14 protein-coding genes and 1 tRNA gene are annotated in these 16,109 nt (G+C 35.7%); 10 read left to right on the forward strand and 5 right to left on the reverse strand.

Annotation, left to right across the window (positions count from 1 at the left end; all coding sequences use genetic code 11):
* Window positions 1-170 precede the first annotated feature (170 nt).
* The 7 genes from dnaE (at window position 171) to OPR21_RS01255 (ending at window position 6,760) form a co-directional block, all read left to right on the forward strand.
* Window positions 171-3,500 (forward strand): DNA polymerase III subunit alpha, encoded by a 3,330-nt coding sequence (gene dnaE, locus OPR21_RS01225; protein ID WP_265030291.1) that lies wholly within the window; start codon window positions 171-173, stop codon window positions 3,498-3,500.
* A gap of 48 nt (window positions 3,501-3,548) precedes the next feature.
* A complete protein-coding gene (locus OPR21_RS01230; protein WP_065094495.1) occupies window positions 3,549-4,322 on the forward strand; it encodes a 30S ribosomal protein S6 in 774 nt (257 codons plus the stop codon).
* Entirely contained in the window at window positions 4,322-4,597 is a 276-nt protein-coding gene (rpsR, locus tag OPR21_RS01235; RefSeq protein WP_007548890.1) for a 30S ribosomal protein S18, read from the forward strand. Before OPR21_RS01230 ends, rpsR begins: the two co-directional genes overlap by 1 nt.
* A gap of 7 nt (window positions 4,598-4,604) precedes the next feature.
* Window positions 4,605-5,159 carry a 50S ribosomal protein L9 gene (gene rplI, locus OPR21_RS01240; protein WP_006279792.1) on the forward strand — a complete coding sequence of 185 codons (555 nt, stop codon included), beginning with the start codon at window positions 4,605-4,607 and terminating at the stop codon, window positions 5,157-5,159.
* A gap of 6 nt (window positions 5,160-5,165) precedes the next feature.
* Complete coding sequence (locus OPR21_RS01245) at window positions 5,166-5,399, forward strand: hypothetical protein (protein ID WP_077188215.1); 234 nt, start codon at window positions 5,166-5,168, stop codon at window positions 5,397-5,399.
* Complete coding sequence (purB, locus tag OPR21_RS01250; protein WP_012673216.1) at window positions 5,396-6,688, forward strand: adenylosuccinate lyase; 1,293 nt, start codon at window positions 5,396-5,398, stop codon at window positions 6,686-6,688. Before OPR21_RS01245 ends, purB begins: the two co-directional genes overlap by 4 nt.
* A tRNA-Met gene (locus OPR21_RS01255) sits at window positions 6,688-6,760 on the forward strand. Before purB ends, OPR21_RS01255 begins: the two co-directional genes overlap by 1 nt.
* Before the next feature lie 170 nt (window positions 6,761-6,930).
* On the opposite strand, the gene OPR21_RS01260 is transcribed toward OPR21_RS01255, so the two are convergent.
* Complete coding sequence (locus OPR21_RS01260) at window positions 6,931-8,211, reverse strand: iron-containing alcohol dehydrogenase (protein ID WP_006279794.1); 1,281 nt, start codon at window positions 8,209-8,211, stop codon at window positions 6,931-6,933.
* Window positions 8,212-8,253: 42 nt separating this feature from the next.
* Between OPR21_RS01260 and dapE the strand changes: the two genes are divergently transcribed.
* Window positions 8,254-9,450 (forward strand): succinyl-diaminopimelate desuccinylase, encoded by a 1,197-nt coding sequence (gene dapE / locus OPR21_RS01265; protein WP_182320691.1) that lies wholly within the window; start codon window positions 8,254-8,256, stop codon window positions 9,448-9,450.
* Between the two features lie 77 nt (window positions 9,451-9,527).
* Here dapE and tnpC read toward each other — a convergent pair whose 3' ends face one another.
* The 3 genes from tnpC to icd form a co-directional block, all read right to left on the reverse strand.
* On the reverse strand, window positions 9,528-10,871 hold the full coding sequence (gene tnpC, locus OPR21_RS01270; RefSeq protein WP_265022247.1) for an IS66 family transposase: 1,344 nt from the start codon (window positions 10,869-10,871) through the stop codon (window positions 9,528-9,530).
* A 242-nt stretch (window positions 10,872-11,113) separates the two neighbouring features.
* Window positions 11,114-11,752, reverse strand: a complete 639-nt coding sequence (nth, locus tag OPR21_RS01275; RefSeq protein WP_006279797.1) for an endonuclease III — start codon at window positions 11,750-11,752, stop codon at window positions 11,114-11,116.
* A 27-nt stretch (window positions 11,753-11,779) separates the two neighbouring features.
* Window positions 11,780-13,207 (reverse strand): isocitrate dehydrogenase, encoded by a 1,428-nt coding sequence (gene icd / locus OPR21_RS01280; RefSeq protein ID WP_006279798.1) that lies wholly within the window; start codon window positions 13,205-13,207, stop codon window positions 11,780-11,782.
* Window positions 13,208-13,352: 145 nt separating this feature from the next.
* On the opposite strand from icd, the gene OPR21_RS01285 reads away from it, so the two are divergent.
* Window positions 13,353-13,889, forward strand: coding sequence for an RDD family protein (locus OPR21_RS01285; protein WP_006279799.1), 537 nt, complete (start codon window positions 13,353-13,355; stop codon window positions 13,887-13,889).
* Between the two features lie 22 nt (window positions 13,890-13,911).
* A complete protein-coding gene (locus OPR21_RS01290; protein WP_265030047.1) occupies window positions 13,912-14,388 on the forward strand; it encodes an RDD family protein in 477 nt (158 codons plus the stop codon).
* 166 nt (window positions 14,389-14,554) lie between these two features.
* On the opposite strand, the gene rho is transcribed toward OPR21_RS01290, so the two are convergent.
* Window positions 14,555-15,958 carry a transcription termination factor Rho gene (rho, locus tag OPR21_RS01295; protein WP_007549497.1) on the reverse strand — a complete coding sequence of 468 codons (1,404 nt, stop codon included), beginning with the start codon at window positions 15,956-15,958 and terminating at the stop codon, window positions 14,555-14,557.
* Window positions 15,959-16,109: the final 151 nt, after the last annotated feature.

Consider the following 16,109-nt stretch of genomic DNA (forward strand, 5'->3'; position numbering starts at 1 on the left):
TTGGCGAAAGCAAATACAATAGCTTCACTATCATGATAAGGGAGCTGGCGGAGTTTGTCAAGTAAGTTTTTGTATTTTAATTTTAGAATTTTATAGGCTTTTGTTCTCATGAAAATTATGTTCTCATGAGTAAATTAATGTTATCCTTTTTTGTTGATCTAAAGTTTTTTATGTTCATACACTTGCGTGTTCATAGTGTTTATTCGCTGCTTGAAAGCTCGGTTAAAATTGAGGAGCTGATCGGCCTTTGTTTGCGAAATAAAATGCCAGCGGTTGCAATTACTGATTCAGGTAACTTGTTTGGCTCACTTGAATTTGCAGAATATGCGGCAAGTAGGGGAATACAGCTAATAATAGGATGCAATATTATAGTTAAACATTCAGAACAAAATTTACCTATATTATTGCTTGCAAAAAATGAGCAAGGGTACACTAATTTAGTCACTTTGGTGAGTGAGTCTTTTAGAAAGCGCAAGAATAACAGCGATATTCCTTACGTTGATTTTGATGAGCTATTGAATTTAAGTACGGGTCTGATCGCTTTAACCGGTGGATGTTTGGCTCAACTATTGTTGGGGCAAGATAAAGAAACGGTTGAAAAACTGCTTTCAGCATTCAATGGTCATTTATATGTTGAATTGCAGCGTCATGGGTTGAATAAAGAGCTAGAGCTTGAAGAAGCTTTGATAGACTTTGCTTATCAGTGCAATATACCACTAGTTGCAACGAACGATGTGTTTTTTCCAAATAGGTCTGACTATGAGGCTTATGATATATTAACGTGTATATCGGAGGGGAGTTATGCCCTGGAGAATAACAGAAAGAAGTTAACTACCGAGCATTACTTCAAGTCTGTGGCAGAAATGGAGGAGCTGTTCAGCGACATTCCCGAAGCAATTCATAACACTTTAGTGATAGCTAAGCGGTGCTCTTACATGCCAAGAAGCAGGCAGCCTATTTTGCCTAAATTTCCTTGTCGAGAAAATAAAACTGAGAATGAAGAACTGAGGGAGCAGGCAGTTGCAGGATTAGAATTCCGTATTGCGAATGAGACAGACATAGACCTTAAACAATACTACGATCGGCTGAATTACGAACTGAGTGTGATAACTTCGATGAACTACGCTGGCTACTTTTTGATAGTTTCTGATTTCATTCGTTGGAGCAAAGCAAATGGCATTCCAGTTGGTCCAGGAAGAGGCTCTGGTGCTGGATCAATTGTTGCTTGGGGCTTGCAGATTACAGACCTTGATCCAATAAAGTTTGGCCTAATATTTGAAAGATTTTTGAATCCTGATCGTGTATCGATGCCTGACTTTGATATCGATTTCTGCCAAGAGAAAAGGGACCTGGTTATTGATTATGTTCAGAAAAAGTACGGTTATGTTGCTCAAATAATCACTTTTGGTAAATTGCAGGCAAGGGCAGTATTGCGTGATGTTGGTAGAGTATTGCAAATGCCTTACTCTCAAGTGGATAAAATATCTAAAATGGTTCCATTTAATCCAGTAAATCCTGTAACTTTATCACAAGCGATAGAGTTTGATCAAAACCTGCAGAAAGAGCGGGATAGTGATGAGGTAATTGCAAAGCTTCTTGATATATCTCTTAAGCTTGAAGGAATATATCGTCACGTTTCAACCCATGCTGCTGGAATTGTAATATGTGATCAAAAGTTGGAAAATTTTGTTCCTGTGTATTATGATCCAAATTCAGCTTTGCCAATCACTCAATACAGCATGAAATATGTGGAGAAAGCTGGGCTAATAAAATTTGATTTTCTTGGGCTTGGTACGCTAACGCTAATAGATCATGTATGTCGTTTAATTAATCGTGATGGAAAAAAGATTGATATTTCTTCAGTTCCTTTAAATGACCAAAAAACCTATGAGATACTCTCAAGCGGTGATTCAATTGGAGTGTTTCAGCTTGAAAGTTCGGGAATGAGAGAAGCTTTAATTAAACTAAAACCGGACTGCATTGAAGATATTATCGCTTTAATTTCCCTTTATCGTCCAGGACCTATGGATAACATTCCAACTTATGTTGCAAGAAAACACGGACTTGAAAAGCCAGATTATATTCATCCGTTACTTGAGGAAGTATTAAAAGAGACATTTGGGGTAATAATTTACCAAGAACAAGTGATGGAAATAGCCCGTATTCTTTCCGGGTATAGCTTAGCGGAAGCAGATCTGCTGAGACGTGCCATGGGTAAGAAAATCAAGGAAGAGATGGATAAACAACGTGAACTTTTCATCCAAGGGGCAACGAAGAATGGCGTTGATTATGACAGGGCAAGTTATATTTTTGACCTTGTTGCAAAATTTGCTGGTTATGGGTTCAATAAATCTCATGCTGCAGCATATGCGGTGATATCTTATCAAACGGCTTACCTTAAAGCTAATTATCCATTAGAATTTTTTACAGCACTAATGAATCTGAATATTGATGATAGAGATAAACTGAATTTATTTTATCATGCAGCAAAGTTTAGTGGCGTTACCGTTCTTTCACCTGATATAAACAAGTCTCAAGCTGAATTCTCAATAGAGGATGAACGCATACGTTATGGTATTGCTGCCTTGAGGAATGTTGGTTTTTCTATAGCGGAAGGAATAGTGAACGTACATTCAAGCGCTTGTAAGGACATATGGGAATTCATTCAAAATTCAGGTCATACAATAAATAAGAGAGCGCTAGAAAGCCTGATTAAATCCGGAGCATTCGATAGCGTGCATAAGAACAGAAAGCAGCTATATGAGTCAATGGACACGCTGATTTACTTTGCAAATAAAAACAAACAGGATAGAGAATCAAGTCAAGCTGCTTTGTTTGGTAGTCTTGATGTCCTCAAACCGAAACTTGAGAATGTGGAAGATTTTGATGAAGAGGAAAAATTAGAACATGAGTTATTTTCACTAGGATTTTATTTAACTAATCATCCGCTTGAAAAATTTAGAACTCTTCTGGAAAAGTTAAATATTGGGTTTATCGGAGAAAATAGAACAGCAAAAACTGCTGGGGTAATATTAAATGCACGTATGAGAACTTCAGAGCGTGGAAGGTTTGTTATCCTCACACTTTCTGATCCCCATAACGTTTCTGAAATAGCATTCTATAATAATGAAATAATAGAAGAAAAAAGAGATTTATTTTCACCAGGAACATTTGTGATAATTGATCTTGAAGCTTCGGAAAATACAACAAGATTGGCAGGCAAAGATATATCTGAGTTTACAAAAAGAATCACTTCTACAATAAAAGAATTAGTTCTCACCACTGAGTGCACGGATTCGCAAAAAGCCGCTATGGAATTAAACGCAATATTGAAAGATGAAGGCAGAACCAAAATAATGCTAAAACTTCTTCTCGAAAAACATAAAGTGAGCATCTTATTACCAGGTGCATACTCAATTGCTCCTCAAGTAATTTATGAAATATCTAACTTAAGCTGGATTAAAGGCGTAGAAATTAATACAAATAACTTGCTTATATAAAAAAGCTTTATATAATGAAATATTTAATCGGTATTAAAGGAAGATATAGTGAATCTTTATGAATTTACTTTTATAACACAACAAGGATTATTACAGCAAGAAGTAGAGGAGATGGTCCAAGAGCTAGCTGTTTCATTGAAAAATATTAAAGCAGATGTTATGTTCCAGCAAATCAGGGATATTCTGAAAAAAGGAAATGACAAGCTTACAACACAAGAGTTAGAAGTGCGTGCTGAAAACATTAAAGAAGGTCTAGTTGCTTACTCTGATTTCTTGGAAGATCTTACAAAAATTTTATGGGTTGAATTGGAAGAAGATCTTTCAAATTTGAAAGAAGTGAAGTCAAAAATCGATAAAGAGTTGAAAGATGACCTAAAAGATTTAGGAATAACGCAAGATTTTACAAAATTTCTAGGAGGCAGTACTAAAAGTGCGTTTATCCATAACGCAGTAAATGCTTTGAAGAGAAATATTTCAGAACATCTAATAAAGATTTTTCAAGATATTTTGAAAGATTTTAGAATAAACGGTCCAACTCAATCGAGCAAAGCGTTGGAAATGCTTTTGAAAAACATTGAAGCATCAGGATTAATCAAGTATGAACATTGGGGTCTTTTGGATTTTGCATATCACAAAAATAAAATGAAGAGCGGTCATTATTGTATAATGTGCATAAGTTCTACTGCAAGCATTCTGGATGAATTTATGCGTAGAATGAAACTTAATGAGAACGTTATTCGCCACTTTCCTGTGCAGGTTGATAAAATTTTTGAAGGTAAATCTCATATGATGAATAAACAAATTGAGGAGCAAAGCGCATAATGATGAAAAGACGAAATAGTTTTAATAATTCATACGTATCTGTAAATAATAGGACTGGCTTTAGGCGTTCTAAAGTTTGCCCTCTTGCTGCGTCTAAAGATGAAGACATAGATTATAAGAATATAGATTTATTATCCAAGTTTACCTCTGACTATGGTAGGATATTACCTAGAAGATTAACAGGCGTATGTGCAAAAAAACAAAGGAAGTTACGCTTAGCGATCATAAGGGCACGTTTTTTAGCTCTTATTCCTTACTGTACTAAAAAAGTTTAGGTAATTTATGTTGATAATTTTAAAGGAAAATATAAGGACTTTAGGTAAGCTTGGTGAAGTTGTCAAAGTTAAACCAGGTTATGCACGTAATTTTCTTTTTCCACAAAGAAAAGCGGTGAAAGCTACCAAGGAAAATTTAACAAAGCTAGAGGAGCAACGTTTATTACTGGAAGAAGAGAATATAAAAAGATTAAATGTAGCAAAAGAGCTTGCATTGTCACTACATGATAAGTTTGTGGTATTGATAAAGCAAGCTTCAGAGGATGGTAAAATTTTTGGTTCTGTAACAACACGTGAAATTGCGAAAATTTTACTACAAGAAGGACATGTGATAGATCACCGTAGTTTATCTTTTGGTGGAGTAAGCATCAAAAACTTGGGTGAATACCAAGTAAACGTAGAATTACATAGTGAAGTAGTAGTACCAATTACTATATACGTCGTGAAATCCGAAACAGATGCAAATGAGCTAAGGCAAGTAAAATTGCAAAATCAGAAGTCTGAGCAACAAGAGGCAGAGCAAGATGCGAATAAAGAAGCTACTGATGGTGATGATAGCTGATCAAAGATGATCCCTTGTTATAGTCGTAAAGAAATGTCTGCCATGGCTAAGCTGGTGTCATCCCAGTGCTTCCCTCATGTCATCCCAGTGCGTGACACTGGAATCCAGTTTATTTCATCATGGACATTATTTTATGCTTCTAGAATCCGTTGTCCATTGAATAATTTGCAAATACTTTTATACCTGGATTCCAGTGTCACGCACTGGAATGACACCATTATTGGAATAAATCAAAAATGATTCCCCGCTATAGCAGAAAAGAAATGTCTTCCATTTGGGAGGAAAATAATAAATTTAATATATGGCTTAAAATAGAAAAATTAGCGTGTGAAGCTCAAGCAAAGTTAGGAGTGATTCCGAATAATATTGCTGAGAACCTCTCTGGTGCTATTGAATTTGATGTTGAATGTATCAACGAAATTGAATCCATTGTAAAACATGATGTTATAGCTTTTCTGACATATATTGCTAAAAAAGCGGGAGTTGATGTTCGTTATCTTCATTATGGAATGACAAGTTCTGATGTTTTGGATACATGCCTTGCGGTGCAACTGAAAGAGTCCTGTGATATTTTGCTCGAGAATCTAAAAAATTTACTTGCAGCATTGAAAAAAAAAGCTGAGGACTATAAAGATATTGTTTGTGTTGGACGCAGTCACGGAATGCATGCAGAACCAACAACTCTTGGAATAAAATTTGCCAGATTTTATGCTGAATTTAAACGCAATTATCAGAGATTAATTAGCGCGCAAAAAGAGATCTCAATTTGTAAAATATCAGGTGCAGTAGGCAATTTTGCAAATGTTGATCCGTTTGTTGAAGAATATGTAGCGAAAGAAATAGGACTCATACCTGAAATCATATCGTCTCAAGTCATTCCTCGTGATAGACATGCTATGTTCTTTTCAGTTTTGGGAGTGATTGCAAGCTCAATAGAAAATGTTGCTGTTGAAATTCGTCATTTGCAAAGAACTGAAATCGGCGAAATTTCTGAGCATTTTTCCACTGGGCAGAAGGGAAGCTCTGCTATGCCACACAAATGTAATCCTATTTTAAGTGAAAATCTGACTGGACTCTCACGTTTAATACGCAGTTATGTTTTTCCTGCGTTAGAAAATGTTGCATTGTGGCACGAACGTGATATATCACACTCGTCTGTGGAAAGATGCATTGCTCCTGATGCTTGTATAACAATGGATTTTGCTTTAGTGCGATTAACAGATTTGATAGATAAATTGGTGATCAATAAGGAAAACATTGAAAAGAACTTAAATTCTTCAAAAGGTTTAGTTTTCTCACAGCGTGTATTGCTTGAGTTAGTAAATAGTGGTTTGGCGAGGGAAGAGGCGTATAAAATTGTTCAGAGCAATGCAATGAAAGTGAAACAAAACAACAGTGATTTTCTGGCCGAATTGAAACAAGATAAACCCTTACTTAAGGTTATTAACTCGGAAAAACTTGAATCTTTGTTTGATTTGAAGTATTATACGAAACATATAGATCGTGTGTATAATAAGGTTTTTAATTAGGCTGAGTAGCTCAGTTGGTAGAGCAGGAGGATCATAATCTCTTGGTCGGGGGTTCAAGTCCCTCCTCAGCCACTCGAACTAAACTATGTTTAGCAAAGCAGTGCTATTGGTGAAACCCAGTGTCAGTTACTTGGAATGAGTTGTATATCCACTCAGGTGAGGAGACAATGGATAAGAGATTGTGAAAAGGGTTTAGCTTTTGGCCTATGATCTCTTTAAATGACAGAATTTCACTACAAAACTTAACTTTCTTCTATGCAGTTAGCTAAGTCAAGAAAGGTGAATCTATCTCTTGTTGTAAACGCAAGATCGACCACTTTACAATATTGTTCTTTATTCCAACTGAGGTGCTCTGGTAAGTGTGGAATTGATAGATCTTCAAATATTTTTTGCAGGTGTTTTGCAGGTAGTAAATTTTGCTTAATTAAACTGGAAATATTATGCCATTCTTTACAAATAATCTCTTGGATTTTTTGCTGCATAATTTGCTTCTGTTCAAAAGTTCTTACAAATTCGATATTATCAAAGCACTGAGTTATATGTTTTACATCTAAAGTGGTCGGTTTGATAATCGGGTTTTGTATTGATAATATCTTTTCCTGCAAATTAGCCATGGTAATCGTCGTAACAGCAATTTTTTCGCCATGTAGTAAGGAATGATCTCTTGTTACCATTTCCATTGCGTGAGCTATCATATGCTCTCCTTGGCTTGCAGAATAGCTGCCTTTTGATATTACCATTCCAAGTCCTGAAATTAGTAGAACTTCCATAAGTAATAGGACCACTTTTCTACTTCTTTTAGTAAGCGCCGTATACTCTCTTAGCAAAATTTGCTCCAAATCGCGAACAAGTGTAAAAGGTAATTCATTGTATTCTGTGCCAAGCAACAAATGAGATAGTAGCCAGTCAGCCTGAACTGTTGAACGACAAATGAAATCTGCAAATCCGCTTAATGTGAGACGCAGTGGTGCATTGGCAAGTATGTCTATATCTATATATACTGCTCTTGGAAGATGTGCTTTGAACGATTTTTTATATCCATTTACTAATATTGAAGCATTTGCAGAGGTATATCCATTCATAGAAGCGGCTGTTGGGAACGATATATAATCTTTTTTCTCGAGGTAGCTTGCATATTTGCAGATATCGTTAACAGTGCCGCTACCAAATGCAACTATTAAGTCACTGTCTTTTGCTTTGTTTCTAACTAGATTTACGGTTTCAAGAGAGGCAGCTCTGCTTGGTGTCATGCAAGTAGCTGACACTGGGATCCAGGAAAACAACTTATGGATTCCAGTGTCACGCGCTGGAATGACAGGTGGAGCTGGAATAATTAAGTTAGGAATTTTATTAAGTACGTTTTTGTTTAAAAGTTTTGCTGTATTTTTATCTGCAACTAGAAAGACGTCATTTCCGTGTCGTGTGCATATTTCATAGATATCATCAGCAAGGTAGTAATCTGTTATTACTTCCCTTAGAAAAGTTTGTTCGGTTTGATGTAATATTTGTTTTAAATAGTGCATAGAGTGTTTACAATATAGCAGTATAAGTATTTTAAGATTGACATGAAAATTGACCCTGTAGAGCTAACTAGGAAATTGATCTCTTTTGAGAGTATAACACCAGAAGACAGCGGGGCAATAGAGTATATAGCAACAATCTTCAAGAAGAGCGGCTTTGATTGTGAGATTTTAGAATTTGGTGATAAAGTTAAAAATCTTTATGCGAAATATATAAATGGAGTACCAAATTTGTGCTTTGCTGGGCACGTTGATGTTGTACCACCGGGTCAGTTAAAAGATTGGGCATTTGGTCCATTTAATCCAGAAGTGAGGGATGGAATGCTATATGGAAGAGGGGCAGCTGATATGAAAAGCGGAGTAGCTGCATTTATTGCTGCTATGGTAAATTTGATTGCAGAGAAGTTTCAATTTAATGGTTCGATAAGTGCATTGATTACCAGTGCTGAAGAAAGCATGGAAGAATATGGAACAAAGGCAGTTTTGGAATGGATGAAAAATAAGCAGAAAAAGATAGATTTTTGTGTGGTTGGCGAACCAACCAGTAGTAAGAAATTAGGTGATACCATAAAAATAGGCAGAAGAGGTTCTGTAACATTTGAATTAATTTGCCATGGAAAACAAGGGCACGTTGCCTACCCAGACCTAGCAGACAATCCAATATATAAGGTAATATCGATATTGAGTAAGGTAAAAAATACTACTTTTGATCATGGTAATAAATATTTTCAGCCTTCACATTGCGAAGTTACTACTATCGATGTTGGAAATAATACTAGCAATCTAATACCTGGCTCAGCAACTACACGTTTTAACATTCGATATAACAATGAACAAACACCGGGTGGCTTATATAAGCTGATTGATGAAATATGCTCTAGTGTAACTAACGATTATAAGCTTTTTATGCATAGCAGCAGGGACGTTTTCCTCTCTACTCCCGATAGGAATACTGATATTATGCTTGATGCAATAAATAAAGTTACCAGTATTGATGCTGCGTTGAGCACAAGTGGTGGCACATCTGACGCTGCGTTTATCAAAGATGTTTGTCCAGTGATTGAATTTGGTATAATCAACAAAACTGCACATCAGATAAACGAATGCGTATCAGTAAACGATATACACAAGTTAACAGCTATATATAAGGAATTTATAGAAAATTATTTCAATCCCACTAATAAAATATTGAATCAGGTCAACGTGGTTAGTAATATATCTAGTGGTCCATTGTTAGCTTAGATGTAATCAGATCTCTTGCATAACTGTTGTTTGAATAATAACTTGTATCATTGTAACCGTTCACGGAATATTCCCAATTAGGCAGGAATAGCGACTAAATTCTGTAGTTTCTGGACAGGATTCTGATCATTCAAACGTGCAGTCAAAAATATCGAAAGCATTCTTTCAATGAACTTTTCTCCACGTTCTGACCAAGTGAAAAAACTATTTTTACGATAAATGACGTACCGTCTAGCCTGACGTTCTGCAAGGTTATTGGTTGTCTCGATCAGATCAGGATTGCGCACGAATCTCCACATCATATCTTCAGAACGTAGTATATTGGCAGCCATTCTCGAGGCCTGAGTTCCTTTTGCAACCCTTGTTATCTCTCGCAAAAAATGTTTCACCCTTTTTCGAATCTTCCTCATTAACCGGAAAAATCTTAAATTGTCTATCAGGTTTTGTTTACGTGCTCTATCTACCACAAATACCCTGTTGCTCAGCGATTTTAATGCTGCGCCAATTCTGCTCACTTCAACATTTTTACTGTAAAAAAACCTTTCAAAGTCCCTTGCTAAATGGGCCCAGCATATCTGTCTGTTTTCACGATTAAAGTAATTATACGCAGCATACCTATCGCTTATAACTATTCCATCATACTCTGGCAATAGCCCTTTTAATATCTTCTTTCCGCGAGATCCAACTAACTTCATAAGTGTTGCTGTTTTATTCGTTACTACCCAACTCCAACCTTTCTTTCCCTGGTTCCTATGGCTTGTTTCATCTATATGTAAATACTTGCTTTTCCGTAGCTCTTCTCTTATTTTTTCGTATTCAGATATACATTTTTCTGATACTCTACCCTCGGTCTTTGATACCAAACCTAGGCTTATATTCAGATTAAATATGCTGCTCAAAATTTGCTGTACTTCCCTTTTTGAATTGATAAAAAATCCACTAAAACTGCTAATTACTGCTTTTGCATTAGCTCCTAAAAGATCCCTTGTCACACCTTCAGGCAGACTAGCTGAGATCCTTTTCTTACACGCCTTACAGTAGCCTTTTTGTAGCCTATATTCAGTCACTATCGGTTTAATTTTTGGCAATTCAACCTTTTGATGCACAGTTTCTTCTTCTAAAATAACTTGGCTTCCACACATGCAAATTGTATCAATTGAACATTTTACCACCTCATCTGCTACCATCAATTCCCGCTTGTGCGCTTCATGTCCTGGCTGCCCGCCTGGTTTTTTATCGCTCTTCTTTTTTGTCTTTTTGCGATATACATCTTGCGATGGTGGCAGCGATGAATTTTTTGAATTTAAACCCAGCTTATCCTCTAGCTCAATTATTTTTGTCCTTAACTTATCATTCTCTGCTTTCAGAGTACCAACTTCTGACTCCAATACCACAATCTTTTCTTGTAGCACCTCTATCATCAACCCCTCATCTATCTAGTTTATTGTTTTTTATACTAATTATGCAATTTTTGTAAACTACTTTCTTATACCGTGAATGGACAAAGTTGATAAGCCTAAACGCCATCATGTCTTTAGGAGAGTCTGCTAATGAAGGCTCTTAAGTTGACGCCATTGCGTGAACGGTTACGTATCATTCCAGCAAAATGTGTCAAGTAAGTTTTTTCGTTTCTATAGCTACTTGGATGACAAAAGAAGAAATACTAGACTTTATACCTTTTGCACTCAAATTCACATAAATCATGAATTATGCACGTTTCACACGAAGGTTTCTGTGCTTTGCAAACATATCTACCATGCAAAACTAGCCAATGATGAGCATAAAGCAGGTATTTTTTGGGAACCACATTTAAAAGAGATTGCTCTGTTTTAAACACATCTTTTTCTTTCACAAGCCCAATTCTATTGCTCACTCTAAAAACGTGAGTATCAACTGCCAATGTTGGAATGCCCAGCCCCGAATTTAAGAACACATTAGCGCTCTTTCTCCCCACTCCAGGCAAAGACACCAAATCATCAAAATTAGTAGGTACTTTGCTGTTGTATCGTTCTACCAATATTTTACTAAGCCCGATTATATTTTTTGCTTTGGAATTATATAAACCAATACTGCTTATGCATTTTTTCAGCTCACTCTGCCCAAAGCTCAGCATTTTTTCTGGCGTATCAGCGATATTAAATAGTTCTCTTGTAATTTTATTAACGCTTACATCAGTTGTCCGCGCTGATAAAACTATCGCAACCAGTAACGTAAAATGATTGGTATAATTTAGCTCTATTTTTGGCGCAGGATTTGATTGTTGAAACTTTTCAAATATTAGTTCTACTTTTTTTGAGTCCATTTCATTTACCACACCTCTTTTAAATATTTAAACAAAGAACCCCTCTTTCCCATCATACAAATACAATTTGTCCATTCTCACCACGTCAAAATTGTGTTCTTCAAGTTTGATTAGCAAGTTATTCACATCACTATTTGTAATAGCTTGCTTTTCATTATTTGCGATAAACCTACAGGTTATTTGATCACTTGAAGGTTTTGAGTTTCCTGGCCAAATCGCAAGACCTTTTGAGTATATTGCTATCATTTGCAGATTACTCGATTCAAATAACCTAACTATTTGGTCAAAGTTGCTGGATTTGTCCCAAGCAAGCGCTATATCACTACCTACTAGCTTTTTGGTTTTATAGTCCTGTTCATAGCTATTTTGTATTTCACTTATTTTGCTATTTGTACTGCTACCGACTGTAAGCTCAGATAATGTTTTCGGTTTTTTTCCTAGATTATCTATAACGGCTTCTGCAAATTCTTTGGTACCAATTTTCTGTTTACTCTTTTTCTCTTTATATAAATCGGCGGTATGTATTCCATCCTCCAAAGTCTTGAGCCATGCATCGTAAATTAGTTTTGCAGTACTCACTTGACTGATGTAGACCAACATATGCACTGCAGCATTCAAAAGTCCAGAAGGATTAGCTATGTTTTTTCCTGCAATATCAGGAGCAGAACCGTGCACTGCTTCAAACATTGCATATTCATTACCTATATTGCTACTTCCAGCGAGTCCAACAGATCCAGAGGTTTGCGCCACAATGTCCGATAATATATCGCCATATAAGTTCTCGGTTACTATAACATCGAAATTCTCCGGTTCTGTGGCAACACGTGCCATCCCAATATCGACTATATAATGTTCTGCCTTTATGTCCGGGTATTCCTTTGCAATACGATCAAACGCCGCATGGAAAGTTCCGTCAGTCATTTTCATTATGTTATCTTTAGTAAGACAAGTTACCTTCTTTCTACTATGTTTTTTTGCATATTCAAAAGCGTACCTGCATATTTTTTCTGAGCCGGATCTAGTAATAATTTTAGTGCATTGGTAAGAGTCACCAGTGAGCCTGTGCTCTATTCCGGTGTAAACGTCCTCTTCATTTTCACGTATTACTACGATATCAAACTTATCGAATTTATTTTCTATAACAGGATGATATGAAATGCATGGTCTGATATTTGCATACAACCCTAGATTTTTTCTGAGTGCAACGTTTAAGCTTTTGTGGCCTTTACCTTGAGGAGTTGTTGTCGGAGATTTTAATAATATTTTTGTCCTTTCAATTGATTCCCAACCACTTGGAGAAATTCCGTGAGACCATTCTTTACTATAAACACGCTCCCCTATTTCAATAATATCTATTGAGATTTTCGCTTCTGCTTCGCGCAATATCGACAGCACCGCTTCCATGATTTCTGGTCCGATACCGTCGCCATATGCAACTGTGATTGGTGTTGACATAACTTCCCTAGTTATAAATGATTTAATATTAATTTAAATAATAGAGTGGCACAAGTAGCTAATATTACCCAAGTTAGTATATTTACGGTTATTTAATAACGTATTTTTATATTATATGATGATATTATGAAATATAGGTGGGGTTATGAATACTGAAATAAATGTTAAAGTAAATTATGTAGGATTTACAAGGCGTATTGTAGCAGAAATACTTGACCTCATCATATTTTCCCCTCATTTTATCTTCGGTTTTATCTATGGTGTATTCATCGTATCATTACAAGATCAAGATAAAGACTCTTTTCAGGAACTTGCACAACTAGCAACAGAAATACCATTTATAGTTTCTACAGTGGTCGCAACATTAGTACTAACAATATCCAAAATATTAATGGTAACAAAACTTGGTGGTACCCCAGGAAAACTATTGTGTGGTATGCATATTAAAGATGCTAATACATTTACAAATGTTACCCTTATGCAAGCAACAATAAGATGTATTTCTAAGGGAAGCATCTGGATTATTTTTCGCTTTTTGCTTCATCTGCATTATCATGGTTATACTTTTCTATATCTTTTAATTGTGCTAATTTTATTTTTGTTTGCAGTATTTGATCAACGCAAACAGACTTTTTACGATAAAATTGCAAAAACAGTAGTGATAGACTATAAATCTAGTTGATATTTTTCTTTATAGGTAGTACATGGATAAAAAAGTAAACTACTCAACGATGACAAGACATACTCTAGCATTTATAGTTGATTGTATTTTATTTATCGCAATACCATTTGGTTTAATGGCGGTGGGTTTCTCACTTACACACGCAATACAAGGGATCATGGGTGCAATAATTGTAATCACCACGATTGTATTTTCTTTATTTTTAATGATACCATGTATATTTCATATATTCATGCTAGTAAAATTTGGCGGCACTCCAGGACACTTGTTATTTAGCATGCGCGTAAAAGACAAAGATACATTTGAGTCAATCACTACAATGCAAGCAATGAAAAGGACTATAGCTCTTTTTATAATTTATTGCATATCACTTTGTAATCCCATTTTATTCTTAGCTATACTAATCTTAGTTTTAGTATGTGCAGTAGGTGATGAACATAAACAAGCTTTTCACGACAAAATTGCAAACACGGTAGTGATAGATTATAAACCTAGTTGATATTTTCCTTTAGCTGTCTGCCACCAAGGGTGTCATTCCAGTGTCACGCGCTAACTTAAGGTAAATTGCCAACTTAACTATAAATATATTTTGGTAAATCCAAATTATTTTAGCTGTAAGAGCGTTTTACTTTTTGCTCAGCATATCCATCATAACTGGCTTACTTTTAGTGATTCATGGAGTTAAAAAAGTCAGCATTGCTCTTTGTTAAAAGTAGTTTGTCACGTAAAAATTCCATTGCTTCAACGGGTCCCATAGGATTGAGTATCCTACGCACCACCCATATTTTATTTAGTATAGCCTTATCAACTAATAGCTCTTCCTTCCTTGTTCCGGATTTTGTAATATCAATAGCTGGAAATATACGTTTATCAGAAAGTTTTCTATCAAGTATGATCTCAGCATTTCCTGTACCTTTAAACTCTTCAAAAATAACTTCATCCATTTTTGAACCAGTCTCTATAAGAGCTGTGGCGATTATAGTTAAAGAACCCCCATTCTCAATATTACGAGCTGCTCCAAAAAAGCGTTTTGGTCTCTGCAGTGCGTTTGAATCTACACCACCAGTTAGAACTTTCCCAGACGAAGGAATAACCGCATTATAAGCACGTGCAAGTCTAGTAATATTGTCAAGTAGAATTACCACATCTTTTTTATGCTCAACCATTCTTTTAGCTTTTTCTATTACTATTTCAGCAAGCTGTACGTGACGGTAAGCAGGCTCATCGAACGTAGAACTTACTACCTCACCTTTTACAGAACGTATCATATCTGTTACTTCTTCAGGTCTTTCATCTATAAGTAACACTATTAATTCTACTTCAGGGTGATTTATAGCTATAGAGTTAGCCATTTGCTGAAGCAATACAGTTTTTCCTGTGCGAGGTGGAGCAACTACTAACGCTCTTTGCCCTTTTCCAAGAGGAGCTACTATATCTATAGCACGCATGCTTAAGCCTTTTTTATCATCACCATTATTACACTCAAGTACTATGCTTTCCTCAGGATAAAGAGGAAGCAAATTATCAAAATGGACGTACTTTCTTAATTCACTTACTTCAGTAGAGTTTATACTTTGAACCTTAGTTAAAGTAAAATATCTCTCTTTATCACCAGGTGGCCTTATTTCTCCATATGCCATATCTCCTGTACGTAAATTAAACTTCTTTATTTGCCCGTTAGAAATATAAACATCATCGGTACTTGGGGCATAATTTGCACTTGCTGAACGTAAGAAACCAAAACCATCAGGCAATATTTCCACTATTCCACTCCCTGTGGTTATGCCTCCTTCTTCACTCATTTTTTTCATTAAGCTGAATATTATTTCCTGCTTTAGCATTCTACCATTGCTTTTACCGTTAGTTGAAATTTTTCTTTCTTCAGCTAACTCTAACAATTCTTCTGCTGTTTTCTCTTTTAATTCGCTCAGATCTAATGTTTTTCTGTTTTTCTCAGTACCTTCATTAACCATCTGTTTTACTGTATCGTTATTGTAAATTTGCTCACTTTTTTCAGGTTGAGCTGTAACCTTTCCTTTTGCCAAAACATCTTCATTGATTGTTGTCATAATCCTCCAAAAATTTTAATTGATGCTTACTAACCTAAAATGTGACTATAAGATAATAAATTAGGCTGAGTTAGTTTCAGTGCGTATTAAGCTTAATTATCATTAAACCCCGTACTTTACTTACATTATACTAATAAACACTAGCAAGTCA

It is taken from the genome of Wolbachia endosymbiont (group A) of Philonthus cognatus (assembly GCF_947251755.1).
GTDB classification, from domain to species: Bacteria; Pseudomonadota; Alphaproteobacteria; order Rickettsiales; family Anaplasmataceae; genus Wolbachia; species Wolbachia pipientis.